Source organism: Acinetobacter sp. SM1B (assembly GCF_003289665.1).
Classification (GTDB): Bacteria; Pseudomonadota; Gammaproteobacteria; order Pseudomonadales; family Moraxellaceae; genus Acinetobacter; species Acinetobacter schindleri.
Genome location: NZ_QMBM01000001.1, coordinates 2154507 through 2178900 on the forward strand (window position 1 = coordinate 2154507; position 24394 = coordinate 2178900).

The 24394-nt window shown below is 43.6% G+C and carries 27 protein-coding genes; 12 read left to right on the forward strand and 15 right to left on the reverse strand.

Going from position 1 to position 24394, the window contains the following annotated elements; genetic code table 11:
- Positions 1-23 precede the first annotated feature (23 nt).
- A complete protein-coding gene (locus tag C8322_RS10420) occupies positions 24-1436 on the forward strand; it encodes an SLC13 family permease (RefSeq protein WP_004813395.1) in 1413 nt (470 codons plus the stop codon).
- A 72-nt stretch (positions 1437-1508) separates the two neighbouring features.
- Here the strand turns inward: C8322_RS10420 and C8322_RS10425 are convergent, their stop codons facing one another.
- Positions 1509-2618 carry an HPP family protein gene (locus C8322_RS10425; RefSeq protein ID WP_111810591.1) on the reverse strand — a complete coding sequence of 370 codons (1110 nt, stop codon included), beginning with the start codon at positions 2616-2618 and terminating at the stop codon, positions 1509-1511.
- 186 nt (positions 2619-2804) lie between these two features.
- Between C8322_RS10425 and C8322_RS10430 the strand changes: the two genes are divergently transcribed.
- The 6 genes from C8322_RS10430 to C8322_RS10455 all read left to right on the forward strand — a co-directional run bounded on the left by C8322_RS10430 (position 2805) and on the right by C8322_RS10455 (position 8510).
- Positions 2805-3263: a hypothetical protein gene (locus C8322_RS10430; protein ID WP_005220808.1), complete on the forward strand. Its 459-nt coding sequence runs from the start codon at positions 2805-2807 to the stop codon at positions 3261-3263.
- A gap of 95 nt (positions 3264-3358) precedes the next feature.
- Entirely contained in the window at positions 3359-4348 is a 990-nt protein-coding gene (gene glyQ, locus C8322_RS10435) for a glycine--tRNA ligase subunit alpha (RefSeq protein WP_004813401.1), read from the forward strand.
- Positions 4348-6417 (forward strand): glycine--tRNA ligase subunit beta, encoded by a 2070-nt coding sequence (gene glyS, locus C8322_RS10440; protein ID WP_004813403.1) that lies wholly within the window; start codon positions 4348-4350, stop codon positions 6415-6417. Before glyQ ends, glyS begins: the two co-directional genes overlap by 1 nt.
- Before the next feature lie 68 nt (positions 6418-6485).
- Positions 6486-7322, forward strand: a complete 837-nt coding sequence (locus tag C8322_RS10445; protein WP_034424745.1) for an OST-HTH/LOTUS domain-containing protein — start codon at positions 6486-6488, stop codon at positions 7320-7322.
- Between the two features lie 67 nt (positions 7323-7389).
- On the forward strand, positions 7390-7779 hold the full coding sequence (locus tag C8322_RS10450) for a hypothetical protein (protein ID WP_004813407.1): 390 nt from the start codon (positions 7390-7392) through the stop codon (positions 7777-7779).
- A 224-nt stretch (positions 7780-8003) separates the two neighbouring features.
- Entirely contained in the window at positions 8004-8510 is a 507-nt protein-coding gene (locus C8322_RS10455) for a hypothetical protein (RefSeq protein ID WP_004813409.1), read from the forward strand.
- 79 nt (positions 8511-8589) lie between these two features.
- Here C8322_RS10455 and C8322_RS10460 read toward each other — a convergent pair whose 3' ends face one another.
- The 3 genes from C8322_RS10460 to C8322_RS10470 all read right to left on the reverse strand — a co-directional run bounded on the left by C8322_RS10460 (position 8590) and on the right by C8322_RS10470 (position 11229).
- Positions 8590-9543 (reverse strand): 2-hydroxyacid dehydrogenase, encoded by a 954-nt coding sequence (locus tag C8322_RS10460; protein ID WP_004813411.1) that lies wholly within the window; start codon positions 9541-9543, stop codon positions 8590-8592.
- 95 nt (positions 9544-9638) lie between these two features.
- On the reverse strand, positions 9639-9836 hold the full coding sequence (locus tag C8322_RS10465; RefSeq protein WP_004813413.1) for a hypothetical protein: 198 nt from the start codon (positions 9834-9836) through the stop codon (positions 9639-9641).
- 121 nt (positions 9837-9957) lie between these two features.
- The gene (locus tag C8322_RS10470) at positions 9958-11229 is read right to left on the reverse strand and encodes a hypothetical protein (protein ID WP_111810592.1); all 1272 of its coding nucleotides are present in this window, start codon (positions 11227-11229) and stop codon (positions 9958-9960) included.
- Positions 11230-11342: 113 nt separating this feature from the next.
- Between C8322_RS10470 and C8322_RS10475 the strand changes: the two genes are divergently transcribed.
- Both C8322_RS10475 and C8322_RS10480 read left to right on the forward strand, forming a co-directional pair.
- Positions 11343-12125, forward strand: a complete 783-nt coding sequence (locus C8322_RS10475; RefSeq protein WP_004813417.1) for a class I SAM-dependent methyltransferase — start codon at positions 11343-11345, stop codon at positions 12123-12125.
- A gap of 23 nt (positions 12126-12148) precedes the next feature.
- Positions 12149-12712, forward strand: coding sequence for a hypothetical protein (locus C8322_RS10480; RefSeq protein WP_004813419.1), 564 nt, complete (start codon positions 12149-12151; stop codon positions 12710-12712).
- A 17-nt stretch (positions 12713-12729) separates the two neighbouring features.
- Here the strand turns inward: C8322_RS10480 and C8322_RS10485 are convergent, their stop codons facing one another.
- The 3 genes from C8322_RS10485 to C8322_RS10495 form a co-directional block, all read right to left on the reverse strand.
- The gene (locus C8322_RS10485; RefSeq protein WP_004813421.1) at positions 12730-13140 is read right to left on the reverse strand and encodes a GFA family protein; all 411 of its coding nucleotides are present in this window, start codon (positions 13138-13140) and stop codon (positions 12730-12732) included.
- An 82-nt stretch (positions 13141-13222) separates the two neighbouring features.
- Complete coding sequence (locus C8322_RS10490) at positions 13223-14425, reverse strand: TIGR03862 family flavoprotein (protein WP_004813423.1); 1203 nt, start codon at positions 14423-14425, stop codon at positions 13223-13225.
- A 3-nt stretch (positions 14426-14428) separates the two neighbouring features.
- Positions 14429-15073 (reverse strand): SAM-dependent methyltransferase, encoded by a 645-nt coding sequence (locus C8322_RS10495; protein WP_171058630.1) that lies wholly within the window; start codon positions 15071-15073, stop codon positions 14429-14431.
- Positions 15074-15156: 83 nt separating this feature from the next.
- On the opposite strand from C8322_RS10495, the gene C8322_RS10500 reads away from it, so the two are divergent.
- Positions 15157-15342: a DNA gyrase inhibitor YacG gene (locus tag C8322_RS10500; protein WP_004813427.1), complete on the forward strand. Its 186-nt coding sequence runs from the start codon at positions 15157-15159 to the stop codon at positions 15340-15342.
- Positions 15343-15486: 144 nt separating this feature from the next.
- Positions 15487-15666: a hypothetical protein gene (locus C8322_RS10505; RefSeq protein WP_004813430.1), complete on the forward strand. Its 180-nt coding sequence runs from the start codon at positions 15487-15489 to the stop codon at positions 15664-15666.
- A 514-nt stretch (positions 15667-16180) separates the two neighbouring features.
- Here the strand turns inward: C8322_RS10505 and C8322_RS10515 are convergent.
- The 5 genes from C8322_RS10515 to C8322_RS10535 all read right to left on the reverse strand — a co-directional run bounded on the left by C8322_RS10515 (position 16181) and on the right by C8322_RS10535 (position 20602).
- Positions 16181-16825, reverse strand: a complete 645-nt coding sequence (locus C8322_RS10515) for an MBL fold metallo-hydrolase (RefSeq protein WP_004813434.1) — start codon at positions 16823-16825, stop codon at positions 16181-16183.
- A 21-nt stretch (positions 16826-16846) separates the two neighbouring features.
- Entirely contained in the window at positions 16847-17854 is a 1008-nt protein-coding gene (gene hemH, locus C8322_RS10520) for a ferrochelatase (RefSeq protein ID WP_004813436.1), read from the reverse strand.
- A gap of 67 nt (positions 17855-17921) precedes the next feature.
- Complete coding sequence (locus C8322_RS10525; protein ID WP_004813438.1) at positions 17922-18950, reverse strand: DUF4062 domain-containing protein; 1029 nt, start codon at positions 18948-18950, stop codon at positions 17922-17924.
- Positions 18951-19078: 128 nt separating this feature from the next.
- Positions 19079-19942 carry a glutamate racemase gene (gene murI / locus C8322_RS10530; RefSeq protein ID WP_004813440.1) on the reverse strand — a complete coding sequence of 288 codons (864 nt, stop codon included), beginning with the start codon at positions 19940-19942 and terminating at the stop codon, positions 19079-19081.
- Between the two features lie 48 nt (positions 19943-19990).
- Positions 19991-20602: a DUF1285 domain-containing protein gene (locus C8322_RS10535; RefSeq protein WP_004813442.1), complete on the reverse strand. Its 612-nt coding sequence runs from the start codon at positions 20600-20602 to the stop codon at positions 19991-19993.
- Positions 20603-20787: 185 nt separating this feature from the next.
- Between C8322_RS10535 and C8322_RS10540 the strand changes: the two genes are divergently transcribed.
- Entirely contained in the window at positions 20788-22500 is a 1713-nt protein-coding gene (locus tag C8322_RS10540) for an electron transfer flavoprotein-ubiquinone oxidoreductase (RefSeq protein ID WP_004813444.1), read from the forward strand.
- Between the two features lie 160 nt (positions 22501-22660).
- Here C8322_RS10540 and C8322_RS10545 read toward each other — a convergent pair whose 3' ends face one another.
- The 3 genes from C8322_RS10545 to C8322_RS10555 all read right to left on the reverse strand — a co-directional run.
- Positions 22661-23611 carry a hypothetical protein gene (locus C8322_RS10545; RefSeq protein ID WP_004813446.1) on the reverse strand — a complete coding sequence of 317 codons (951 nt, stop codon included), beginning with the start codon at positions 23609-23611 and terminating at the stop codon, positions 22661-22663.
- 23 nt (positions 23612-23634) lie between these two features.
- Complete coding sequence (locus tag C8322_RS10550; RefSeq protein WP_228127326.1) at positions 23635-24027, reverse strand: hypothetical protein; 393 nt, start codon at positions 24025-24027, stop codon at positions 23635-23637.
- A gap of 64 nt (positions 24028-24091) precedes the next feature.
- On the reverse strand, positions 24092-24394 hold a 303-nt coding region (locus C8322_RS10555), incomplete at its 5' end, for a transposase family protein (protein WP_146747334.1).

The window sequence follows — 24394 nt, forward strand, 5'->3', positions numbered from 1 at the left end:
GTATAAAAACAAGGAGTGTGCGTATGACAAGTCAAAACCTTGCCACCCCCACCAACGTTATGCCCAAAGGCGTAATGAAAGGATGGATCCTGATTATCATCGCGGCCATTGTAGCCTTTATCCTGTATCAGGTTTTACCTTATGACCAGAATGCTAGCAAAGGTCTGGCTCTGCTGGCTTTTATTGGTATTTTATGGCTGACAGAAGCAATTCATATCACTATTACTGCCCTGCTGATTCCCATACTGGCAGTACTGTTAGCCATGCCGATGGCCGACGGCGATGCGCTGGTACCCATTACCACACAAGCTGCTTTAACCACCTTTGCCGATCCGGTTATTTTCCTGTTTTTTGGTGGTTTTGCACTGGCAACGGCGCTGCATATCCAAAAGCTGGACAAGAAAATTGCCATGTGGATTATTTCCTTATCCGGTGGACATTTAGGTATTTCAGTATTGGCCATTTTTGCCGTGACTGCCGCCCTGTCCATGTGGATTTCCAATACCGCTACCGCAGCCATGATGTTACCGCTGGCGCTGGGTTTACTTTCGCATCTGGATGTCGAGAAAGAACGTAAAACCTTCGTATTTATTCTGCTCGGGATTGCCTACTCCGCCAGTATTGGTGGTCTAGGTACAATCGTAGGTTCGCCACCGAATGCCATTGCTGCCAAAGCGCTGGGTTATGACTTTGCAGACTGGATGAAAATTGGTTTGCCAATGATGTTCATTATCTTGCCTGCGATGCTGATCAGTCTTTATCTGGTGCTGCGTCCCAAGCTGAATCACAAAGTACAGTTTGTCACTGAAGATATTCCCTGGACCCGCAGCCGTATTGCAGCAATGTTACTATTTATCTGTACTGCCCTGGCTTGGATTTTCAGTAAAAAGCTGACCGAGAACTTTGGAATCAGCCAGCCAGATACTTGGATTGCGATTCTGGCCGCATGTATGGTGGCAATTTTAGGTACCGCAACCTGGAAGCAGATTGCAGAGAATACTGACTGGGGCGTGCTCTATCTGTTTGGCGGCGGCCTGACCTTGAGTGCCATTTTAAAAGATTCAGGCAGCTCTCTGGTCTTGGGGCAAACTCTGGCAAATACTTTTGGTGATACTTCACCTTTAGTGATTATCTTTGTGGTAGCAACCTTCATTATTTTCCTGACCGAATTTACCAGTAATACCGCATCCGCTGCACTACTGGTGCCGGTCTTTGCCGCCATTGCCGATCAGATGGGAATGCCTAAAGAAATTCTGGTGATTGTGATTGGAATCGGTGCATCCTGTGCTTTCATGCTGCCTGTAGCAACACCGCCGAATGCGATTGTCTTTGGTACCGGTTATATTCAGCAGTCGGAAATGATGAAAGTTGGCTTTGTCCTCAACATCATGTGTATTTTCCTGGTATCGCTATTTATTTACTGGTTCTTTCTCTAAAGATGAATGGATTAAAAAAGCACGCTACGGCGTGCTTTTTCATTTTCGAAGATAGATCTACATCCGTCCAGATCAGGCACTCAGCTTGAAATGATTTAACTCCTGATATAAAGCAGCAATCATGTCAGCACGGCTAATGATACCGACCAGCTGACCTTCGTCCAGTACCGGAATATAATTAAAGGAACGCTCAACGAAATACGGCACCAGGTCCTGAATCGGCTGGCCTGGCTGTACAGTCACCACCTTCCGGCTCATAATATGTCCGACTTCAGATTCCCAGCCACTGCGAATGTCGGTAGCACGCTCAAACCATTCCACCAGCTGATACATCGCCAAAGTTCCAACCAGTTTCTTTTCCGCATTCACTACCGGCAGACTCATCAGGTTCATCTGTCGGAATTTCGCCAAGGCATGCCGGATATCATCACTTTCCTGCAAGCTGGCAACGTCTTTACTCATGATGTCCTGACACAGGAATGGGCTGTCAGCACGTTCACTGGCCTTGCTCTGTGCTTCCAGAATAATTTTTTGCAGATCATATTCACTGATATCCAGTAACTGGGTCTGTTGATCAAGTACAGCCTGAATATCCTGTGGCTGAATCGTCACTTTCTGGGTCGGGGTTGGATCTTTAGAACGAGTATTAATCTGCAGCTGTTGCGGATAAGCCTTACCCAATATCCGGTTAAATACAATCGCTACCACCATCAACAGTACCGAGTTCAGCAAGACCGGATAGAACACAAAAGCATAGCCCAGCTCATGAATGGCATTGCCGCCCAGTACTGCTGTAATCGCCACCGCCCCACTCGGTGGATGCAGAGAATCGGTGCTTAACATCAATATAATCGCAATTGCTACGGCCAGACTGAATGCTAGGGTCGGGCTGGGAAACAGCAAACTACAGCTCACCCCTACGATCGCGGCAATAGTATTTCCAACCACCATATTCCACGGCTGGGCCAGCGGACTGGCAGGTACGGCAAACAGTAATACTGACGAAGCACCCATCGGCGCGATATACCACGCCTGAAAATCACCCAGTGCCCACAGGCTGATTAAAGACGACAGTGCCAGACCGATCAATGCACCTAAACCACACAGGATACGGTCTTTGACAGGGAGAATTTTAAAATTTGGCTTGAGGCTTTGCAGCCATTCTGAGGAACTATGCAACACGGTTGGCCTGAATTATTGTTTTGGGGAGTGCAGGCATTATAAAACCCTTGGCTTTAAAGATGTATTTATTTTATATCTTTTACTCATTGGTTTTTCTGCTTATGCTGAGGGTGCTCTATCTAAAAAATTATAATCAGGACCGCGCCTAAGCGGCGTATTTTCTTCTCTCAAACAAGAATAAAAACGATGCATTTTCTAATCCAGTCTTTACAACAAACCAAAACCGGAATTGCAGTACAACTGTTGCTGGCACCTGTACTCGGTTTAGCCTCACTCTATGGCCCTTTGATGTTCGTGCTGCTGATCTTGCACTTGTTATTCCTGGCTATGACTTCGAGCTCACTTCTACTCTCGATGGTGACTTTCATGCTGATCATGTACATTTTCGGGCTGCTGTTCTATCTCTGCCTGATCTATATTCCTTTATGTATCAGTCTATTCGTATTACACCATCTACAGCAGTTTCATATCTTCAGTATTGTGCTGGTAGGTATTCTGGCAACGCTGATTCTGGCTTATTTCCTAAGTTCCAATGATCTGCTCAGTACTCTATTCATGATTTCCTGCTTTAGCCTGCCCTCTATCGGATTTTTTATCTTTCTCAGTCTGCGTGCGCATGAACAGGCAGTTGCGTCAGGCGAATAAAAAGTGGCGCAGGCAATTCATGGATAACCTTTGCCACGCCTTCGCAAAATCCTTATAATCAAGCACAATTTTTCTCTAATTTTAAGTGGATGACCATGAGTCGCGCCATATCGCATATTGATACCTTCCAAGGCTTAATTCTTGCCTTACAAAACTACTGGGCGGAGCAAGGCTGCGTCGTTTTGCAACCTTACGACATGGAAATGGGTGCAGGGACATTCCACACTGCAACATTCCTTCGCGCGCTAGGTCCTGAAACCTGGAACGCGGCTTATGTTCAGCCATCACGCCGTCCGAAAGATGGCCGTTATGGTGAAAATCCGAACCGTTTGCAACACTATTACCAGTTCCAGGTGGTATTAAAGCCAAACCCGGACAATATCCAGCAGCTTTATCTGGATTCTTTAAAAGCCATCGGTATTGATCCTTTAGTTCACGACATCCGTTTTGTGGAAGATAACTGGGAATCTCCAACACTTGGCGCTTGGGGCTTAGGTTGGGAAGTTTGGCTGAACGGTATGGAAGTGACTCAGTTCACGTACTTCCAGCAAGTCGGTGGTGTTGAATGCTACCCGGTAACTGGCGAAATCACTTACGGTCTGGAACGTCTGGCAATGTACTTGCAAGGCGTTGATTCAGTTTACGATCTAGTTTGGACCAAAGGTCAGTTCGGTACAGTGACCTATGGCGATGTGTTCCATCAAAATGAAGTAGAACAATCGACTTATAACTTTGAATATGCACCAGTCGATAAAATGTTTGAACTGTTCGACTTCTATGAAGCTGAAGCAACGCGTTTAATCGAAGCGAAACTGCCACTTCCTGCCTATGAGCAAGTGGTAAAAGCATCGCATAGCTTTAACCTGCTTGATGCACGTGGCGCAATTTCTGTGACTGAACGTCAGCGTTATATCCTGCGTGTTCGTACTCTGGCACGTTCAATCGCGACCAGCTATGTGGCTGCACGTGCGAAACTTGGTTTCCCAATGGCAGAACCTCACCTACGTGACGAAGTCCTGGCTCAGCTTAAAGCTCAAGTAGAAGCAGAAGCGGCTCAAGCAGAAAAACCAGCGGAGAACAAATAATGTCTAAACATACAGTTTTATTTGAACTTGGCTGTGAAGAACTTCCACCAAAAAGCCTGAAAAAATTACGTGATGCTTTAAAAGCTGAAACTGAAAAGGGCTTAAAAGATGCAGGTCTGGCTTTCGACGCAATCGAAGCTTATGCAGCGCCACGTCGTCTAGCACTTAAAATCGTAAATGTCGATGCTGCTCAAGTCGATACGCAAAAACGTTTTGACGGCCCTGCTGTTCAAGCTGCTTATGATGCTGAAGGCAAACCGACGAAAGCGCTTGAAGGCTTTATGCGCGGTCAAGGCATTACGGTTGATCAAGTTTCTACTTTCCAAGCCGGTAAAGTTGAGAAAGTGTGTTACTTAAAAGACGTGAAAGGTCAAAGCCTTGATGTGCTTTTACCGCAAATTTTACAAAATGCGTTAGATAATCTTCCAATTGCAAAACGTATGCGTTCTGCGGCAAGCCGTACTGAATTCGTTCGTCCTGTAAAATGGGTGGTGTTGTTAAAAGACAACGATGTGGTTGATGCAACCATTCAAGATCACAAAGCAGGTAATGTGACTTATGGTCACCGTTTCCATGCACCTGAAGCAATCACCCTTGCACATGCTGATGAATATCTTACGAAGTTAAAAGCAGCGCATGTTGTGGCTTCTTTTGAAGAGCGTCAAGCAATCATTGATGGTCAAGTGAAAGCACTTGCTGATGAAGTCAATGCCATTGCGATTGTACCTGCGGATTTACGTGACGAAGTGACTGCACTGGTTGAATGGCCTGTTGCGCTTCGTGCAAGCTTCGAAGAACGCTTCCTAGCTGTTCCTCAAGAAGCATTGATCACTACGATGCAGGACAACCAAAAGTACTTCTGCTTAGTGAATAGCGATAATAAACTTCAACCGTACTTCATTACTGTGTCAAACATTGAGTCGAAAGACCCGACACAAATTATTGAAGGTAACGAGAAAGTGGTTCGTCCACGTTTGTCGGATGCTGAATTCTTCTTCTTACAAGACCAAAAACAACCACTTGCTTCTCGTAAAGAGAAATTGGCGAACATGGTCTTCCAGGCAGAATTAGGTACGCTTTGGAACAAGTCTGAACGTATTGCGAAATTGGCTGTTGCTTTAGCGCCTATTACAGGTGCAAACCCTGCTGATGCTGAAAAAGCTGCGCTTCTTGCAAAATGTGACTTAACCTCTGAGCTTGTGGGTGAATTCCCAGAACTTCAAGGCATTGCAGGTACTTACTACGCACGTCTTGAAGGCGAAAATGATGAAGTGGCTGAGTCTTTAGGTGAGCAATATTTACCTAAATTCGCTGGTGACGTTTTACCTAAGACCAAAACAGGTACAACCATTGCCCTTGCAGACCGTTTAGATACGCTCACTGGTATTTTCGGTATTGGTCAGGCGCCTACAGGTTCTAAAGACCCGTTTGCGCTGCGTCGTTCTGCGATTGGTATTCTGCGTCTTGTGACTGAAAACGAGCTTGATGTTTCAATTGAAGATTTGATCAAACTAGCACTTGCTGCCTATGGCGATGTATTAAAAGATCACGATAAGACTTTGGCAGATGCGGTTGCATTCCTTGAAGGTCGTTACCGTGCGAAATACGAAGACCAAGGCGTTGCTGTTGATGTGATTCAAGCAGTTCAAGCGTTGTCTCCAAAATCACCGCTTGATTTTGACAAGCGTGTAAATGCAGTCAATCACTTCCGTGCATTACCTGAAGCTGCTGCTTTGGCTTCCGCCAACAAGCGTGTTGCAAACATTCTTGCAAAAGAAGCTGCACCTGAAGGTCAAGTTGTTGAAGCAAACCTGGTTGAAGATGCTGAAAAAGCATTGTTCGCTGAACTTGCGAGAATCACGCCTGTGGTTGAGCCGTTATTTGCTGCCAAAGACTACACTGCTGCGCTGTCTGCATTGGCTGCCCTGCGTGCACCAGTAGATGCGTTCTTTGATGGTGTCATGGTGATGGCGGATGATGCTGAACTGAAAGCAAACCGTTTACGTCTGCTTACTCAGCTTCGTGACCTGTTCACTAAAGTTGCGGATATTTCGGTATTACAGCATTAAGTTATAACTTCTTGTAAGTTAAATAAAACCCCGCTATAAATTAGTGGGGTTTTTTTAATATATTTAGAATGCAAAATATCGATGAAATTAGAGAAAGAATTTATTCCTTACTTGGAAAACACCTTATTCGTTTTCAAACAATAGAGATGAGGCTAAAAAGCCTCGTGAAGATGAATAGAACTATTATTTCTAAACCCAATGATCTACCACTGATTATAGAACCATCTGTACAAAATCAAACATTAGGTGGTTTAACTACAAAAGCTTTAAATTCATTGTTTCTCGTGAATCCCTCAGAGGAAGATACGATCATTCCTGAACCTGAAGATGCTCTTCGTCTAGATATGAAAGTATCTTTTAATTTATGTGAACACAGTCATCATAAACTAAATAGCCAACTACAAGAATTTGTTAAAGATCGAAATTTCATAACACATCACTTTCAAGAAAAATATAATTTATCCAATCTCGATGAATCCAAAGCAGCTGTTGATTTTTTATTAACTTTGGAGAAAAAGCATAAGCCTTTTTTAGATCAATTTGATCAATATTTTTTGACGGCTCAAAAAAGCTTAGAGACTCAAATTAATTTTTTAAAATCCAATCTGTTTAAGACACGTTTCCTCTTCCCTGCAGATGAAATTTATAAAGAAATTGAAAGTTTAATCATTAATAATAAAAAAAATGATGGTTGGATTTCACTGACAACCGTAGGCATATCAATTAATAAAAAATTTCCTGATGCTAATCAAAAAATCAAAATGGAATACGGATTTAAAAATCTTAATGATTTAATTCTTAATACAGGGCTATTCTTACTTAAAATCGAACCTACACTTAAAGGTGAAAGAATACTAATTCAGGTAAACAATGGTGAAGCGATATTTGAATTAATTGAAAACTAGTTTTTATAGCCATTTTTCATTCAAATCCCTATACTCAACCTAACAACACTCAACAAGAAAGAATCATATGAAATTTAAAGCTCTTATTTTGACTGGTCTTGCGGGTATTGCCCTTTCAGCGTGTACATCTCAACCGACTGTTCCACAACTTCAACTCGGCGTATTACAGGAAGTACAGAATCTTGAGGTTTATCCTGAAACGACGAACAACAGCGCAAAACTGACCAAATTCATGGACAAATGCGTGATCGAATTTAGAGGTCAGCTTGAAAGCAGCCGCGTAATTGAACAATGGTCATTTAAAGGTTTGACTCTGATTGATGCTGGCTCAGCAACTTTCCAGCGCGATAACACCAGCACTGCACAGAAATTTGACTTGCACAGCGAAACTGCTCAAAAGAACTTCCTGGCACTACGTAACCACTTTGCCAAAGAAGCAATCGAACAGTGTAACTAAGCACCCCGCCCTGTATTTACATCAAATATGGGGCAGCTTCTCTTTCAAATAATTTTCCTATCAAATTTATTCTCTACTTATTCTTGAGATCAGCCAGCTTTATTTCCTTTTTTTCTCAGATCATTTAAGTGAATCGCACAGAATATTCATTGTTTTTACATTGCCGTCCATTACACTGAAAACAGAATCAAGACCGTTATCCCAATCTGCGAGGTCGATCCCTTATGACCCTGAAAAAAACGACGATGAAAAAAACCAAGATCCTCAGCACCGCATTATTAATGTGTGCGCCTATTTTTATCCAGACTGTTCAAGCCAGTGAAACGCAGCAAGATGCAAAACCGATTGTTCCTTATGGTGATAATCCCAATCTGCTGCATGTATTTGCTTATAAAACCCAACAAGGTGTAATCAATACCGCTGAAAAAGTGGGTGCAGCTGCAGAAAAAGGCATTGCCAAGATCAAGCCGGGTGTGGATCGTGCCTGGGACAATACCAAATCCACCGCAGCCACCACCATTGAAAAAGTAGACCAAGGCGCAACGCAAGTGGCTCAGCAAACCGGTCAGAAAATCCAGCAGACCAAAGATGTCTGGCGCAGTAATCAGCAACAGCAAGTCCCGATTGAGCAGCAGCCTTTAAGCCAATCTTCAACAGCAACGCAAAATGTCACACCGCAGTCACCATCCAGTTCAGGTGGTGCAACCAGTTATGCAGTGGATGATCTCTAAAAAATAGAACATTTAAAAAAGCCCGTTAAGGGCTTTTTTAATCTGAAGAGAATATAATATCTGGATTAACTAAATCAGATCAGTTCACCTGGCGAATCGGCTGGCCCGCCTGAAAGGCTTTAACATTTTCCACCATCTGATCCACGATGCGCTGGCGGGCATCGACACTGCCCCAAGCATTATGCGGTGTAATGATCAAATTCGGAATGCCTGGATCGAGCAGAATATTACCCTCTTTCGGCGGTTCTATCGTCAGTACATCGGTGGCAGCACCTGCAATTTTGCCTTTACGTAATGCCTGTGCTAGAGCCGCTTCATCAATAATACCGCCACGCGCACAGTTAATCAGGAAAGCACTTGATTTCATAGCTTCCAGCTCGGCATGGCTGATCAGGTTACGGGTATCTTCAGTCAGTGGGCAATGCAAACTCAGGAAATCAACCTGTGGCAATAACTCCGCGAATGGTACACGTGAGGCATCCCCCGGACGGTTGGGTAATGATCCGATCATCACCTTCATACCAAACGCTTCTGCCAATTTAGCGACAGCCTTACCCAGTTCGCCATAACCCACAATGCCGAGAGTCTTACCAGACAGTTCTACAATCGGTGCATCCAGCAAACAGAATTGTGTCGCCTTTTGCCATTCGCCTTGTTGTAATTTTTGCTGATAAGGCAGGAAAGACGTCGCCAGATTGAGCATTAACATGAGGGTATGTTGGGCGACAGCGGAAGTGCCATAGGCTTGGCAGTTACACACGACAATATTGCGTGCTTTAGCTGCGGCCAGGTCAACATTATTGGTACCAGTCGCAGAGATTAAAATCAGTTTCAGTTGAGGGCATTGCTGAATGGTTTCGGCATTTACCATGACTTTATTGGTGATGATGACGTCGACATCTTGCACGCGTGGCAAAAGTTCAGCCACAGAAGTAGCAGGATATAAGGTTAACTCGTCAAATACGCCATGCAGTACCTGAAAGTCGAGATCCTGTTGATCTAGAGAAGCATAATCCAAATATACGGCTTTCATGGCCTGACCCTCAATCCTGTTAGACAATTTATCCTGTCATTTAAAACAAGTCATACAGGGTTTTCAACCGTTTTTTAGACTTTATCCTGCCTTGTTTAATCGAGTGGTTTATCCAGATGGTTACGCACAGAATGACGAATTTTATAAACAATATAAACGGTCAGAATCATCAAAAATACGATAGTTGCACTCAGGAAAATAATGGTCGGGTGTACGCTGTCTTTGGCGAATGCGAGATTGGGCAGGCCCAAAGTTAGCATTAAAAATATGGTGGCGAACTGTGTAGATTGCATAAGATATACCCCCTTCTCACGAAAACGATCGCGTGCGGTGATGAAAAATCCATACCGCATAACTATATCTTATGCCAGCAAAACAATAAGTCAAGCCATTGTTTTTAAGTGATATTTCAAGTTAATTCGCTTCACTGCGTGTCACAAAGTGCGTATTTTTGTCACTGTCATCAACAAATGCCGCTGCACCGTATTCATCAGTTTTGAGACTTAATTCCTTATAACTGAACATATAGAAATCTGTATAACGTTTCATCAGAATTGGGTGCATTCCGACCGAAAGCGGTTCCTGTTCCTTGACCAGCTTCATCATATGACGGTCATTCATGACGACGAGATAACGTTCGTCATTCAAGCTGATGGTCAACAGGCCATTGCCGCGCGCATAAATTGGAATCAGGAATTTATGGTTCAGCGCAATCGCCTGATCGGCATAGCTTTCAATCTTGTTACTGATGACATTGAACACCAGACCATGCCCATAAATATCCAACAGGATCTGACGGTTTTCCTGCGGCAGGTTGACCTGAATGCCGAGTTTCATCAGATCATGCTGATCCAACTGTTTATTGCTGAGTAACTCACGCAAAATAGTCTGCTTCTGATTGGCATCAAAAAACTGTGAATCCAGTTGCAGATCATTATTTTTCAGGATACGGCCCAAGGCCATCCGATGCCGTGGCAACAGGTTTTCAATCACCTTACGGTAATAAAACTTGCTGTTCTTTTTGACCCGGCGCATCTTCTGATAAAAATAGCTGGCATCAAATTCATGTAGCAGGAAATCATTCACCAGTTCGGAGCTTGCCAACACGGCAATGGCATCATGATTGGTAAAGGCCAGATGCAATACGTGATGTGGCGGCAGGACTTCTCTGAGCTTATGATAATGCGCACGGTCCTGTGCATAGTGCGGATCATAAATAATAATGTATTCACGATCCTCACTGACATCTGCCTTAGTAATGCGCATCTCGCCATTCAGTTCCGGCTGATAGAACATATTATAGCGGGCGTCTTTCACATCTTCCGGATCAATCGAGTATTGCGGCACCATGGCTACGGCACGCTGTACATCCAGAGCATTGGAATATTTAATCGCCGCATAACCGCCCATTGAACCGCCATAGGCAATACGCTGCTCAAATGGTGCAATCAGTTCAGCAATTGCGTCCAGCATGGCTTGCATAGACGCTTGTGGAAACCAGGATTTATCCTTGGGCATAATCCCGAGCACATTGAATTCAAACTTTTGCAGCGACTTCTCTGCATTGATGGTGGTTCCCTTGGCACGGGTAATCAGATCCCCAAAGGAGAAGATCAGTTCTGAAGATGAACCCGGCATAAAGATTGCGCGAATGTGCTCATCTTCAAAGACGATTTGTTTTTCCATAACTTTCCCATGCCTATAAAACGAACGCTTCCATTACAAATTCAATGGCGCAAAACGATGCAAAAATGAATATGCTATTTTATAGCGAAGACCAAGATTAAAAAGCGCAAAATATGACACAATCATTACATCCTGCTGCACAACAAGGTTTTAGTAGCGCTGCTGAGCGCTATCAGCAGGTGCGCCCAAGTTATCCTGAAGCATTAGTGCCCTGGTTGCAACAGCAGCTTGGCTTACCCCATCATGCCCAATTACTTGATTTGGGGAGCGGTACCGGTAAATTCCTGCCCCAGCTGAAATTACTCAGTTCGCATATTCTGGCGGTTGATCCTGTCGCAGAGATGTTAACGCAACTCAAGCAGGTTCATCCAGATATTCCGACCTTGCAGGCGATGAGTGACGCCCTGCCGCTAGAAAATGCCTTGATGGATGCTGTATTTTGCGCACAGTCTTTTCACTGGTTCGCCAATTTCGACAGCCTTAAGGAAATTCATCGGATTCTGAAAGATCAGGGCTATCTGGTCCTGATCTGGAACCAGCGTGATGTTAATGTCGACTGGGTCAAAGCTCTGGCAGAATTTATTCTCCCCATGGAAGGCGATACGCCACGCTACCATAGTGGTCAGTGGCGCGATGTATTTCAGGATCAGCAGCTGTTTAGCCCGGTAGCAGAAACGACTTTGCAACAGCTTCATTCTGGAACTGTGGAACAGGTGGTGTCCAAACGTTTGCTCTCGACCAGCTTTATCGCCGCCCAGTCTGATGATGCACAGCAGCAACTCAAATCTCAGTTTGAACAGATCGTAAGAGAACATACTGGCAAGCAGCCTGATGAACAGATTGACTTCCCCTATATCACCCATGTCTATGTCTTTCAAAAAATTCCAACGCCTTGATAAAACTTTAACAGGACAAAACAATGCCAAATATTCAGAACTTCAGCCGCATCACCTTGCTTGCCTCTAGCCTGTTGCTGGTGGCGTGTAATCAGAAAGATGCGCCGAAACAGGAAGCGCCCCAGCAAAATGAAGCAGCTGAAGAAGTGATGAAGGAACTGAAAACACAAGCGGTGAAAGATTTTCCGCAAACAGCGGATGATCAACATGATATTGCCGTACTGGATGACTTTGAGCAGCGCCTGCAATCCTTAAATGAGGATATTGAAGCTGAAACTGAGCGTATGCGTAAGGAAGGTAATCTGACTGAAGAATTTATGCAGCAACGCCAGCGCGACCATATCCAGTCTGCACTGACTTTATTAAAAAGTCTGGAACTAAAAACTGAACAGGGTCGTTATATTCAGGGGCTAATTTATCAATACTGGGAACAACAGCAAAAACTGCTGGGCACAACCTCTTCAGATAAAGCGATCCAGCATGATGCCAAGGAAAATGTAAAAGGTTTGGGACAATATCTGCATGCTCAGGAACAGCTGGAACACTGGCGTAACCAGTATGCAGAAACTCAGGCTAAAGCCCAGTAAGACTGATCTGCTTTTTGTTAAGGACGTTCATGATATTGCGCTAAGGTATCGTGAATGTCCTCCCACTCAGCTTTAGAACCGACATAGAAATGGCAAGTCGGTTTCTGCTCAATCGGTGTATCCAGACTGCCAATACGCAGACGATAAACATCCGGTAGATCTGCTTTCACGCTATAAATCGGAGAACCACATTCGCTACAGAAATTTCGACTCACGCCGGTCGTGGTAGTGAATGACTTTAGCAGTTGCTGTCCTTGCAGCAGACGAAAATCTGCTTTGGCAATCGGACTATTGGTGGCAAAGGCAGTTCCGGTAGCTTTGCGGCAACGGCGGCAGTGACATTGAATAATATCACCCAGCGATCCACGAACTTCATACTGGATTCCACCGCAGAGACAGCTACCGGCATAATGATCTTGAGTCGACATATCAGCAAACCTCCTTGTGAATGATTTTCGCCCAATATAGCCTAAAAAATTACTGACTGTGAATGTCTAAAATATCTTCGCTTTAAGCAGAATCAGACAGATAAGCCGCGACACCTTTACCCGCTGCACGACCGGTTGCCATACAGGCAGTCAACAGATAACCACCGGTGGGCGCATCCCAGTCCAGCATTTCTCCACACAGGAATACATAGGGATTGGATTTAAGTTGCAAATGTTCCGTCAGCACATCACGTTTTACCCCACCTGCGCAGCTAATTGCCTCTTCAATTGGACGGAATCCCTGAAGAGGAACCATCAACTGTTTAATTTGCTGTGCCAGATGTTCAGCATCCTGCCAGATATTTTTAGGCACCAGCTCTCGCACCAGTGCAGCTTTAGCGCCTTCCAGTCCTGCCTTGCGCCAGACATTGCTTAAAGACTGCTTCTTGCTGGGTTGCAGTTTATGCGCCAGTTGCGCTGCGTTTTGATCGGGAAACAGGTCAAGATACAGTTGCATGGGCTGACCACGTTTAACCTGTTCACGCAAACCACGCCCCTGTTTATAGATCAAGCCACTTTCAAGACCATAATAACTAATGACGATATCACCCATAGTCTTGTCACTGTCTTCCACCCAGGCTGCAACCCGTTTCAGTGGCTGACCAAAGATAGGCTGCATAAACCTGGACCATGGATACTCCACTCCGGCATTACTGGCCTGAAAAGGCTCAATTTCTTCTGTCTGTAGCCATGCTTGCCATTGACCATCACTGCCAAGCTTTGACCAGGATACCGCGCCACAGGCGAGGATAATCGCATCAAAGAGTTCTGTTCGTGGCTCATCAGTTTTCAGATCCAATAGTTCCAATTGATTCTGTTTTAACTGCGTTACCTGATGGCGGTAATGAAACTGTACCCCCTGCTCGACCAGACGTTTTAACCAGGCACGTAACAGTGGAGCGGCCTTCATTTCGGTTGGAAACACCCGTCCAGAAGAACCAATATAAGGTTCAATACCCAAATCTTGCATCCACTCTTGGATCCAGGCAGCATCCCAGCGTTTTACCCACGGCGCTAGCCATTCAGCCTGATCATACCGCTGGATAAACTGTTCCACCGGTTCAGCATGCGAGATATTCAGGCCGGTCTTGCCTGCCATCAGAAATTTGCGTGCAGCTGAAGGCTTCTGCTCATAGACATGTACGTCATAATGCTGCTGGCTCAGCACTTCTGCTGCCATCAGCCCTGCCGGGCCAGCACCAACAATCGCAATGCGTTTACTCATGGCTTATTCCACAGGCGCAACATTTTGCCCCTGCAGAGGCTGGAAATCATCAAAGCGGGTGGTATAACCCTCAGGTTTCGTAATAATTAGCTGCTGACAAAGTTCACCACGTTCCAGATATTTGATCTCAAAATGAGTACGGGCCGAATCGGATGCAATGATCTGCTTGTCATAAGGCAGGTTCCATAGCTCTTTCATCTGCTGTTCAGCTTCATCAATATATTCCGGAATATTACTTGCCAACGTAATCGAACCACCTGTTTTCAGCCGTGATAGCAAAAATTCAAAGAACGGCATATTGGCCCAACGCTGTGCCGGGTTATGTGGTTCCGGATTTGGATACAGGACAAAGAACTGCTCTACCTGACCAGGATACAGTGCATGTACCACCCATGGCAGGGCATCAGCATGTACGGTTTTTAAATTTGGCTGGCCTTCCAATTCATGCTGCTTTTGCATGGCCAGAAATTTTTCACGGGTCCGTTCAATTGCAATCAGTTTGTGCTCTGGATGTGTCCGGGTAAATAACAAGGCATGCTTGCCCTTGCCTGCACCAATTTCGACACAAATCGGTTCAGGGCTGATGCTTTGAAAATCACGAGGGGCATGCATACGCTGCGCTTGAAATTGACGAATTGGCATAATCAGATCAAACTAATGAAAACCGCATAAGTCTAACAAGTGCGGCTATGTTTGCCTAATTGAATCCAATTTTTTGTGGAGTATTGTCCATGCCAACGACCCTGAAATGCCCACGTTGTGGTGCACTGACTACGTGGGAAGACAATGCGTTTCGTCCCTTTTGTTCCGAACGCTGCAAGATGATTGATTTGGGTGCCTGGGCCAATGAAGACTATAAGCTGCCGACTCAAGATGCTCCGCAAGCTGATGGAGGCCGTGAAGAAGACCAGTTTTAAATGAGACTGACCAGAGGAAAGGAATTCGGATTGAATTCCTTTTTCATTTTTTGCTAGACTAGCCTAAAAAGACTATATTATTGATTAATAAAATAAAATTTAAATAACTATTCCAATAAAATAACAAAAAAAGAGGACATGCCGATGTTTATCCTCCTGCTTAAAATTTTTATGCTGTTTTTGATCCTGCTATGCTGCACCAGTATTGGCCTTGGGCTCTGGAAACAGGACTATATCTTTATCTTGATTGGTATCCTGCTGGTTCTGGTCATCGTGATATTAAGACTGCAAATCCGGCAACTGCAACATGATCCTTTCGCTTGAAGTAAAAACCAAAATATTTGCACAGTCTGTTAAAAATCCTAGCTCAAAGAAGAATTACTTATAAGTTTTATTAAACTAAGGTCAGTATTTATCTTGAATTTATTTTCGGTCAAATGTTAAACTGTGAAAACATTCTATATAGTTGATAATAAAGTAATTTTCACTTTAAACAAGTAGGAAAACATAAAAATTTATAAAGAATGTCAATGACTTATCTTTTTGGGGATTTATAAATGTTAGTAATTATACTCAAGACTGTCATGTTCTTGTTTGTTCTACTATGCTGTCTCAGTATTGGCACGGGTATCATGCGCCATGATTATTTTTTTATTAGCATTGGTATACTCATTGCACTGGCTTTTTGGATTATTAAACTTCAGGTACATAAACTACAAAATGACCCTTTCGCTTAATATGTAATCTGTATAACCCATTAACCCACTCAAATAAAAAAGGAATCTAGAATCGATTCCTTTTTCATTTTTTAGATAACTACTACGTTTACATTAAGCCCTTAACCTGCTTTACCTGCGACAAAAGGATTATGCTGCTTTTCAAAACCAATCGTGCTCATTGGACCATGCCCTGAGATAAACTGAGTTTCCTCAGGCAGGCTAAAGCATTCACGTTGAATTGAATCAAGTAATTGCTGATGATTGCCACGTGGGAAGTCAGTACGACCAATCGAGCCCTTAAACAGCACATCCCCCGTCCACAGCAAACCATGATTGCGGTTATAAAACATGACATGACCTGGAGTATGACCCGGTGCAAAACGAACTTCAAACTCTTCGTCCCCCAGTTTCAGTATTTCACCGCCCTCCAGCCATTCAGTCACTTCTACCTTTTCCGGAATCGGGAAGCCATAACGAGCAGATACTTCCTGAATCATCTCCAGCCAGAACGCATCATCCTTATGTGGACCAATCACCGGCACATTCCAGGCTTTTTTCAAAGCACCTACCGCTCCAACATGGTCTAAATGACCATGGGTCAGCCATAATGCTTTGACCGTCAGACCAAGCGCTTCGACTTCTGCTCTCAGTTTTTCTGGCTCACCTCCGGCATCAATCAAAACTGCTTCTTTGCTGTCTGTATCCCATAAAATGGAACAGTTTTGCTGAAAGGCAGTTACAGGAACAATTTTGACTTGGAGCATAGGCTTTAAAACCTCAAAAAATTAGTGAGCGAGAGTATGAGTCAATGCATCAAGATTAGCCTGTAGCAATGAATTGAGCAATTGCAAATGATCTTCGCGGCTATTCAATGCCGGAATATAGCTATAGCGTTCACCACCATTAGCTTTGAAGGTATCCGCATTTTCCATTGCCAGTTCTTCCAGGGTTTCCAGACAATCCGCCGAGAAAGCCGGACTCATGACCTGAATCGATTTCACACCCTGCTTGCCCCACTCTTCAATCAAGGCATCGGTATAAGGCTTAACCCATTCCTGCTTGCCAAAACGTGACTGGAAGCTAATCGCATACTGATCTTCAGATAACCCTAAAGCTTTAGCTACCAGTTTCCCGGTGATACGGCAACGGTCAGCATAGGGATCGCCTTTATCGGCATAAGGCTGTGGAATACCATGAAACGACATTAACAGCTTTTCTGGCTTGCCATGAATCGCCTGATAGTCACGCACACTCTGTGCCAATGCCTGAATAAACAGCGGATGCTGATAATAATCACGAATCAGTGATAAACCCGGAAGATTACGCTGAGTCAGTACCCATCTCGCGACTGCATCGTACAGCGGCGCAGTGGAAGTGGCTGAATACTGCGGGAATAAGGGCAACAGGATCACGTGATCCTGAGGTTGTGCGCTGATCTGGCTAAGAACAGTCTGAATGTTCGGATTGCCATAGGTCATGGCGGGCACCACATTCAGCTCGAATTGCGGATAACGCTGAGTCAATTCTGCTCTGACTGCTTCAACCTGTTGCAGCAGGATTTCACGCATGGGTGAATCTTTAGCCCATACTTGTGCATAAGCCTGCGCAACCCGTTTAGGGCGGAAAGGTAAAATAAACAGGCGCAAAATGATCTGCCAGACCGGTTTGGGGATTTCAATGACACGCTGATCGGACAGGAACTGCTGCAAAAAAGTTCGTACTGCGGGAACGGTAGGAGCATCAGGGGTACCGAGATTTGCCAGTATAATGGTGACTTTCGGTTTAGCAAACATTCAGATCATCCGTCTTGAGGGGTCAACCCCTGTACTTTAACAGTTTTCAATAAATTTATAATATGGATTAATATACTGACTTATATTGAAAAACCCGATCTTTATCCAGTAAATTACTTTCTATCAATTTCTGGGCTTTAGCCGTGATCTGCCATAGTAAACGCTGACGGTCATCACGGCCAGTCGGTACAATCCAGTCATTTTGTCGCATCTGCATTTTCAGGCTATGCAAGGCACGAATGTTCATCTGTGCACGTGCCACGGCATGAGCACGTGGCATTTCTATACGTGCATCTTCCAGACCGGTTTCATTTAAATATTCATTCAGACGCTTAGAGAAGAATTCTTCTGGCGTTGGATTGACAAAAGTAGATCCAAGAATTGCCAGAAGCTCAGCCCAAGTCAGTTTTTTCTGAATTTTGAGCTCTTTAAAGTTACCATCCTGATAGGCATGCATGCGATATTCAAAAGAAAAAATTTCATGCATGGACACTTTAGGCAAGCTCAGGAATGGATCAGGCTCACGCTTGCCTGCTTCTGCTTCCATTTGGGCAATACGTGCCTTGAGCTGATCAATTTCATCATGCAGGGCTTGGGCATTTTGGGGACGTACCCAGCCAGTCACCGGATAGCGTTCTAGCATCTGGGGCATGTTCAGGCGAACTGCCATTTCCAGATCACGCAGGCTACGATAGGTAAAGACCTGATCGACTTCATTTTGTAGCAGTTTTCGGAAGTCATTGAATTTTTCACGCAATTCCGCTTTGGCATCATGCAGGGACGGCTCACGAGAGGCAGGGTCATCATGCATAAATACAATAATCGGTTTCTGCTTGGTTACTGCATAGATATATTCAAGGTGCATATAGCCAACGCCAGAAACGGACTGTTCACCATACTGGCTTCCCAGCAGGATTACCACATAGTCACAGTCATCAATTTGACGGCGAGCAAAGGCAGTACTGAGTGGATTACGCTGTTCCAGCCCCCAGGAGAAGAATCCCATACCCACCAGCGTTTGCGACAAGATGATACGCTCTGGCTGCATTTCCGAACCAGATGTGGATATAAAGACCTGATAACGTTTATCCAGCATTCCAAACCCTCTCCAACTACCGCGAATATGCAAAGTTCACCTCGATTTCCATGAGCTGTTGCATATGCGTGCCCCACTTAAAAATATCAAATTTTAAAATAATGTAATTCACTGACTTAAAACTCAGCTTATATATTACTTACAGACCATTGAATATCATCCGGCATCAGGTGCTGTATAATCGGTTGAACTTGTTCAGCATTTTTACCACTGACAAAAATTTCGATTCTTACACTTTCTTTACGCTCGCCTTCAAATAATAACTCATTTTTGATCAAAATACGGGCGGTTTGTCTTGCAACTGCCAATCCAGAGTCAATCAATGTCATTTTATGACCAAAAATATACTGAATTGACGATTTTAGGAAGGGGTAATGTGTACATCCAAGTACTAAATAGTCTGCACCCTGATCTACAACTGGTTGTAAAATCTTGGTTAATGTCGCTAGACACGCGGGACTCATCTGCTCGCCAGCCTCGACAAAAGGCACCAGATCCAGACAGGTAACTGGAATCACATTTACCCCTGCGGGCTCGGCAAAACGGGTCATGACTTCTTTGATCAGCTGACCGCGAAAAGTTGCTGGTGTGGCAAGCACGGCCACAGTTTTGGAATGGGTCGCCAAAACTGCCGGCTTCAAAGCCGGTACCAGACCGATAATTGGAAAACGCTCGCCATAATGCGTACGCAAATAATCCAGACTAAAAGCTGAAGCGGTATTACATGCCACAACAGCAGCCTTACAGCCCTTGCGATATAACCATTCAATTGCCTGCGCGGTGAGCTCACGAATGTCCTGATCCTCACGCGGACCATAAGGCACATTGGCAGTATCGGCATAATAGACGAAACGTTCATTCGGTAAATGGCGCGCGATTTCCAGTGTAACAGAGAGGCCTCCAATTCCTGAATCAAAAATCCCAATGGGTGCATCTGCAGTAACGTCAATAATGGGATCGAGTGTGGACGGAATCGGATAAATGGCGCTCATACAGGGGCTGTTTGCTCAAATGGACAGACATGGCACAAAGCTTAAACCTCAGGTGCCTAAATGCAAGTCTAAATCACCACTTTTCAAGTTTAATACCGTGTCGCCTTCAGAATTTTCGACGAGCTCACCCATTTCTACCAGATGTAAAAAGGCAGCTCGCTGAATCAATGCATTAATGCCAAAACGCACATGCACATAAGGGCGCTGTTCATCACCAAAAGTACGCATGAAAATTGGATGATCTTTATCTACGATGATTACATCCTGCGTCGTTGTCGTCAGCTGAATATAGCTTTTTCCATCAATTTCTACCTGATCAGCCTGCCCTACAAATAAGGGCTCATCTTCGACTTCAATTTCGATCTGCTCAACTGGGGTTTTGAGATAGAATTTGCCATCTTCCTTCCAGAGCACTGTTGAGAACAGGTCAATCATGGCTTGGCGTTTAATCAATTGACCTTCGTGCCACCATTCTCCATTGGCTAAAACCTTCAAATCCATTGTGCCACAATGCTTTGGCTCCCACTGATCTAAAGGGGGTATTGACCTTTTGTGACTGCCCTGTGCATCTTTTATGTATTGTGCAATATTTGTTAAATTTTTATCATCACTCATGGCTGTTTTTTTCGTCGGATGATTCGTTTCTGCTGACTTATCCATAGTAGAAGACCTTAATGACGGAAAAATAATATGTTTCAGCCAATTGGCTTAAACTGGGTTTAAAACTATACTAGCCCACAAGATGAAAGACACTAATCTTTTTGTGTCCAGGAATTATAAATACTCATGGCAGCACCCGATCATCCGATTATGGTTGCCACCGAATGTAATATGAGGAGTCCCACATGGAGCACATCGAACGTGAATCGATGGAGTTTGACGTAGTCATCGTAGGCGCAGGCCCTGCGGGTCTTTCTGCTGCGATCAAAATCCGTCAGCTTGCAATTGAAAACAACCTGAATGATCTGTCCGTTTGTGTCGTGGAAAAAGGCTCCGAAGTCGGTGCTCATATTCTTTCTGGTGCTGTACTTGAACCACGTGCCATGAACGAGCTGTTCCCGGACTGGAAAGAACAAGGTGCACCTTTAAACGTCCCAGTGACTGAAGACAAAACCTTCTTCCTGCTCTCTGATGAAAAATCACAAGAAGCTCCGCACTGGATGGTGCCTAAAACTATGCATAACGATGGCAACTATGTCATCTCACTGGGAAACGTGGTGCGCTGGTTAGGCCAGAAAGCAGAAGAACTGGAAGTCTCGATCTTCCCAGGCTTTGCTGCCTCTGAAATCCTTTACCATGAAGATGGTTCAGTCAAAGGCATCCAGACGGGTGACATGGGCATTGGTAAAGATGGCGAACCCACCCATAACTTTACTCCAGGTTACGAGCTGCACGCGAAATACACCATTTTTGCTGAAGGCTGCCGCGGTCATTTAGGTAAACGCCTGATCCAGAAATTCAATCTGGACAAGGATGCAGATCCACAGCATTACGGTATCGGCATTAAAGAACTGTGGGAAATCGATCCTGCCAAGCACAAGCCAGGTCTGGTTATGCATGGTGCAGGCTGGCCACTCAATGAAACCGGTTCTTCAGGTGGCTGGTGGTTATACCATGCGGAAAATAACCAGGTGACACTGGGCATGATCGTGGATCTTTCTTATGAAAATCCACATATGTATCCATTTATGGAAATGCAGCGCTGGAAAACCCATCCTCTGATCAAACAGTATCTGGAAGGCGGTAAGCGTATTTCTTATGGTGCACGTGCTGTGACCAAAGGTGGCTTTAACTCACTACCAAAATTCACTTTCCCAGGTGGTTCTTTAATCGGTGATGATGCCGGCTTCCTGAACTTTGCCAAGATCAAAGGCTCACATACTGCGATGAAGTCAGGCATGCTCTGCGGTGAAGCAGTCTTTGAAGCAATCAAGGCCGGTGTAGAGAAAGGCGGTGACCTGGCAGTTGCACGTGTAACTGAAGGCGAAGATTTCTTCGTAAAAGAGTTGACTGCTTATACAGACAAGTTCAACAACAGCTGGTTGAAAGAAGAACTGTATAGCGCGCGTAACTTTGGCCCTGCAATGCATAAGTTTGGGCAATGGATGGGTGGTGCATTCAACTTTATCGACCAGAACGTGTTTAAAGTGCCATTCACCCTGCATGACCTGGTGCCAGACTTTAAGACATTGAAAACTGTTGATGCGGTGAACTTCAAGCCGAACTATCCAAAACCGGATGGCAAGCTGACTTTTGACCGTCTGTCTTCAGTGTTTGTATCGAACACCGTGCATGAAGAAAATCAGCCTGCGCATTTGAAACTAACTGATGCTTCAATTCCAGTGAATGTGAACCTGCCAAAATGGGATGAGCCAGCTCAGCGCTACTGCCCGGCGGGTGTATATGAAATCATGGAAAATGATGATGGTTCAAAACGCTTCCAGATCAATGCAGCCAACTGTGTGCACTGCAAGACCTGTGACATCAAAGATCCTTCTCAGAACATTACCTGGGTAACACCGGAAGGTGCGGGTGGTCCTAATTACCCTAACATGTAATGTTAGGTTAGGGTAATTCTTGCGAAGCAGTGCTTCTCATATCCAAATATGTAATTTGATATGAATTAAAATAAACCCGCTCAAAAGCGGGTTTATTTTTATAGGATACTTTTAAATACCTAAATATTTTTAGATTTAAACAAGTTACGATTGTTTTATTTTAGCCAATTAAATCTTTATTTGTTGCTTCTAAATACCAAATTGTTTCGCCCCAATCACTTTCTAATTTAGGGAAAATATCTCCCTCTGTAAAATACCGTGAATTAGACTGATTTGCGGGACTACACCAATAGCCTGTTTTCGGACATTTTTGGCCTGCTAAAGCTTTTAAATTTTCTATAACAATAGATTCTACTGTACCGCCTTGATCTGAAATTCTTTCTATTAAAGTCCAAGAGGTTTCAAAATATAATTTTTCTCTAGTTTCCTTATTTCTACATGCATATCTAGGTGCAAAACCATTATCATCTTCTTTACTACTTGCCAGGAATATCAATTTATTATCATATTCATTGCATACATAAACCCCTGTTTTATTTATTTTTTCTTTAGATCTAACTATATTTCTTGAATCTAAACGATAAATAGGATAAGAACCTGGCAACTTTATATTTATTCCATTAAATATTTCTGCCTTTGGAAACTCATTATTAAGAAACCCTTTATCCCAATATGTTGGATATGTTTTTTCAATAATTAAAGCGTATTTTTTCGAAATTAAGTAATAATCCCAACATTGTTTAACTTTGTTATGAGGTAAATTATCCATCCAATAGAAAGAAAATTCACTAAGACCTTTATCATTTGATCGAATTTCTGCCGCACAATCAAGATATGTAAAATCGCCTGATTTAATTTTTATATAAGCAATATCAATACGATCCATCGTATTTCTTAGATTTGGCAATACTGTTTCTCCCCAATTAATATCTGCCTGCTCTGAAAAAGGTAAGGTTCTCAAGTCATAAGGCAAATTATGAATATAAAGCTCAAATAATCCCTCTAATCCTGTTAAAAAATTATGATAATTATTTCTCATTATTTCAAAAAAATCTAAAGAACTAAATTTTTCCAATAAATAGACTTCTTTAGGATGGACGCTATTATTCATATTAAAAACCTAGAATTTATATATTATTTTGATTTATTTTCCGAACGAGGAGCCAGAGTATAATCTCCTAATCGTGTTTCTAAAGCTGGCACACCTACAATTGAAAAATCACCAATTATTGTATCTGTACCATACCCCCATCCAGTTAATTTACGTTTACTTAAGCCGGAAGAGATCAAATCTTTAGGATCCAAGACTATTTGTATTCCCCCACCTTTTAAATAAAACTCACCTCGCTGTTGAGAGGCTGCTGGACCTTCCCAACCATACAGTTTCTGACCTTTTGGAACAGTATACTCAAGATATTCCCCATTACTATTCCAGCTTGCCCAAACTGCAAACTTATCTCTCCATTCCTCACGGCTTTTCAATTTATCAAACTCAGATTTTCTCATCCAACAGATACTATTATCCAAACTTCCGGGCGCTGGATTCGACTTTCAATTTTTAACATGTTATACATTAGACCTCTTTCATAAATCATTTTTTGCTCAGTTCCAAGTTGTAGATTCCAGCGATTAAATTGAATCTCAAACCAAGCCTTTTACCTCTATATCGATAACGCTCAGCAAGGATTTTGAAGGTTTTCAGGCTGCCAAATACATGCTCAATTCCGATTCTTCTTTTATTGATTTCCTGATTATAGATTTTCAGTTTGGGATCCAATTTACAGCGTCTTTTGGCTTTTAAGGGCAACAGGCTATTGGGATACAAAGTATAAATCCCTTGATAACCTTTATCTGCAAGGATAAAAGCCCCAAAAGGAATCTGGTTTAAATTGCG

Coding starts and splice junctions, on each gene's coding strand:
- C8322_RS10420 (WP_004813395.1), top strand. CDS start 24: ATGACAAGTCAAAACCTTGCCACCCCCACCAACGTTATGCCCAAAGGC.
- C8322_RS10430 (WP_005220808.1), top strand. CDS start 2,805: ATGCATTTTCTAATCCAGTCTTTACAACAAACCAAAACCGGAATTGCA.
- glyQ (WP_004813401.1), top strand. CDS start 3,359: ATGAGTCGCGCCATATCGCATATTGATACCTTCCAAGGCTTAATTCTT.
- glyS (WP_004813403.1), top strand. CDS start 4,348: ATGTCTAAACATACAGTTTTATTTGAACTTGGCTGTGAAGAACTTCCA.
- C8322_RS10445 (WP_034424745.1), top strand. CDS start 6,486: ATGCAAAATATCGATGAAATTAGAGAAAGAATTTATTCCTTACTTGGA.
- C8322_RS10450 (WP_004813407.1), top strand. CDS start 7,390: ATGAAATTTAAAGCTCTTATTTTGACTGGTCTTGCGGGTATTGCCCTT.
- C8322_RS10455 (WP_004813409.1), top strand. CDS start 8,004: ATGACCCTGAAAAAAACGACGATGAAAAAAACCAAGATCCTCAGCACC.
- C8322_RS10460 (WP_004813411.1), bottom strand. CDS start 9,543: ATGAAAGCCGTATATTTGGATTATGCTTCTCTAGATCAACAGGATCTC.
- C8322_RS10465 (WP_004813413.1), bottom strand. CDS start 9,836: ATGCAATCTACACAGTTCGCCACCATATTTTTAATGCTAACTTTGGGC.
- C8322_RS10470 (WP_111810592.1), bottom strand. CDS start 11,229: ATGGAAAAACAAATCGTCTTTGAAGATGAGCACATTCGCGCAATCTTT.
- C8322_RS10475 (WP_004813417.1), top strand. CDS start 11,343: ATGACACAATCATTACATCCTGCTGCACAACAAGGTTTTAGTAGCGCT.
- C8322_RS10480 (WP_004813419.1), top strand. CDS start 12,149: ATGCCAAATATTCAGAACTTCAGCCGCATCACCTTGCTTGCCTCTAGC.
- C8322_RS10485 (WP_004813421.1), bottom strand. CDS start 13,140: ATGTCGACTCAAGATCATTATGCCGGTAGCTGTCTCTGCGGTGGAATC.
- C8322_RS10490 (WP_004813423.1), bottom strand. CDS start 14,425: ATGAGTAAACGCATTGCGATTGTTGGTGCTGGCCCGGCAGGGCTGATG.
- C8322_RS10500 (WP_004813427.1), top strand. CDS start 15,157: ATGCCAACGACCCTGAAATGCCCACGTTGTGGTGCACTGACTACGTGG.
- C8322_RS10505 (WP_004813430.1), top strand. CDS start 15,487: ATGTTTATCCTCCTGCTTAAAATTTTTATGCTGTTTTTGATCCTGCTA.
- C8322_RS10515 (WP_004813434.1), bottom strand. CDS start 16,825: ATGCTCCAAGTCAAAATTGTTCCTGTAACTGCCTTTCAGCAAAACTGT.
- hemH (WP_004813436.1), bottom strand. CDS start 17,854: ATGTTTGCTAAACCGAAAGTCACCATTATACTGGCAAATCTCGGTACC.
- C8322_RS10525 (WP_004813438.1), bottom strand. CDS start 18,950: ATGCTGGATAAACGTTATCAGGTCTTTATATCCACATCTGGTTCGGAA.
- murI (WP_004813440.1), bottom strand. CDS start 19,942: ATGAGCGCCATTTATCCGATTCCGTCCACACTCGATCCCATTATTGAC.
- C8322_RS10535 (WP_004813442.1), bottom strand. CDS start 20,602: ATGGATAAGTCAGCAGAAACGAATCATCCGACGAAAAAAACAGCCATG.
- C8322_RS10540 (WP_004813444.1), top strand. CDS start 20,788: ATGGAGCACATCGAACGTGAATCGATGGAGTTTGACGTAGTCATCGTA.
- C8322_RS10545 (WP_004813446.1), bottom strand. CDS start 23,611: ATGAATAATAGCGTCCATCCTAAAGAAGTCTATTTATTGGAAAAATTT.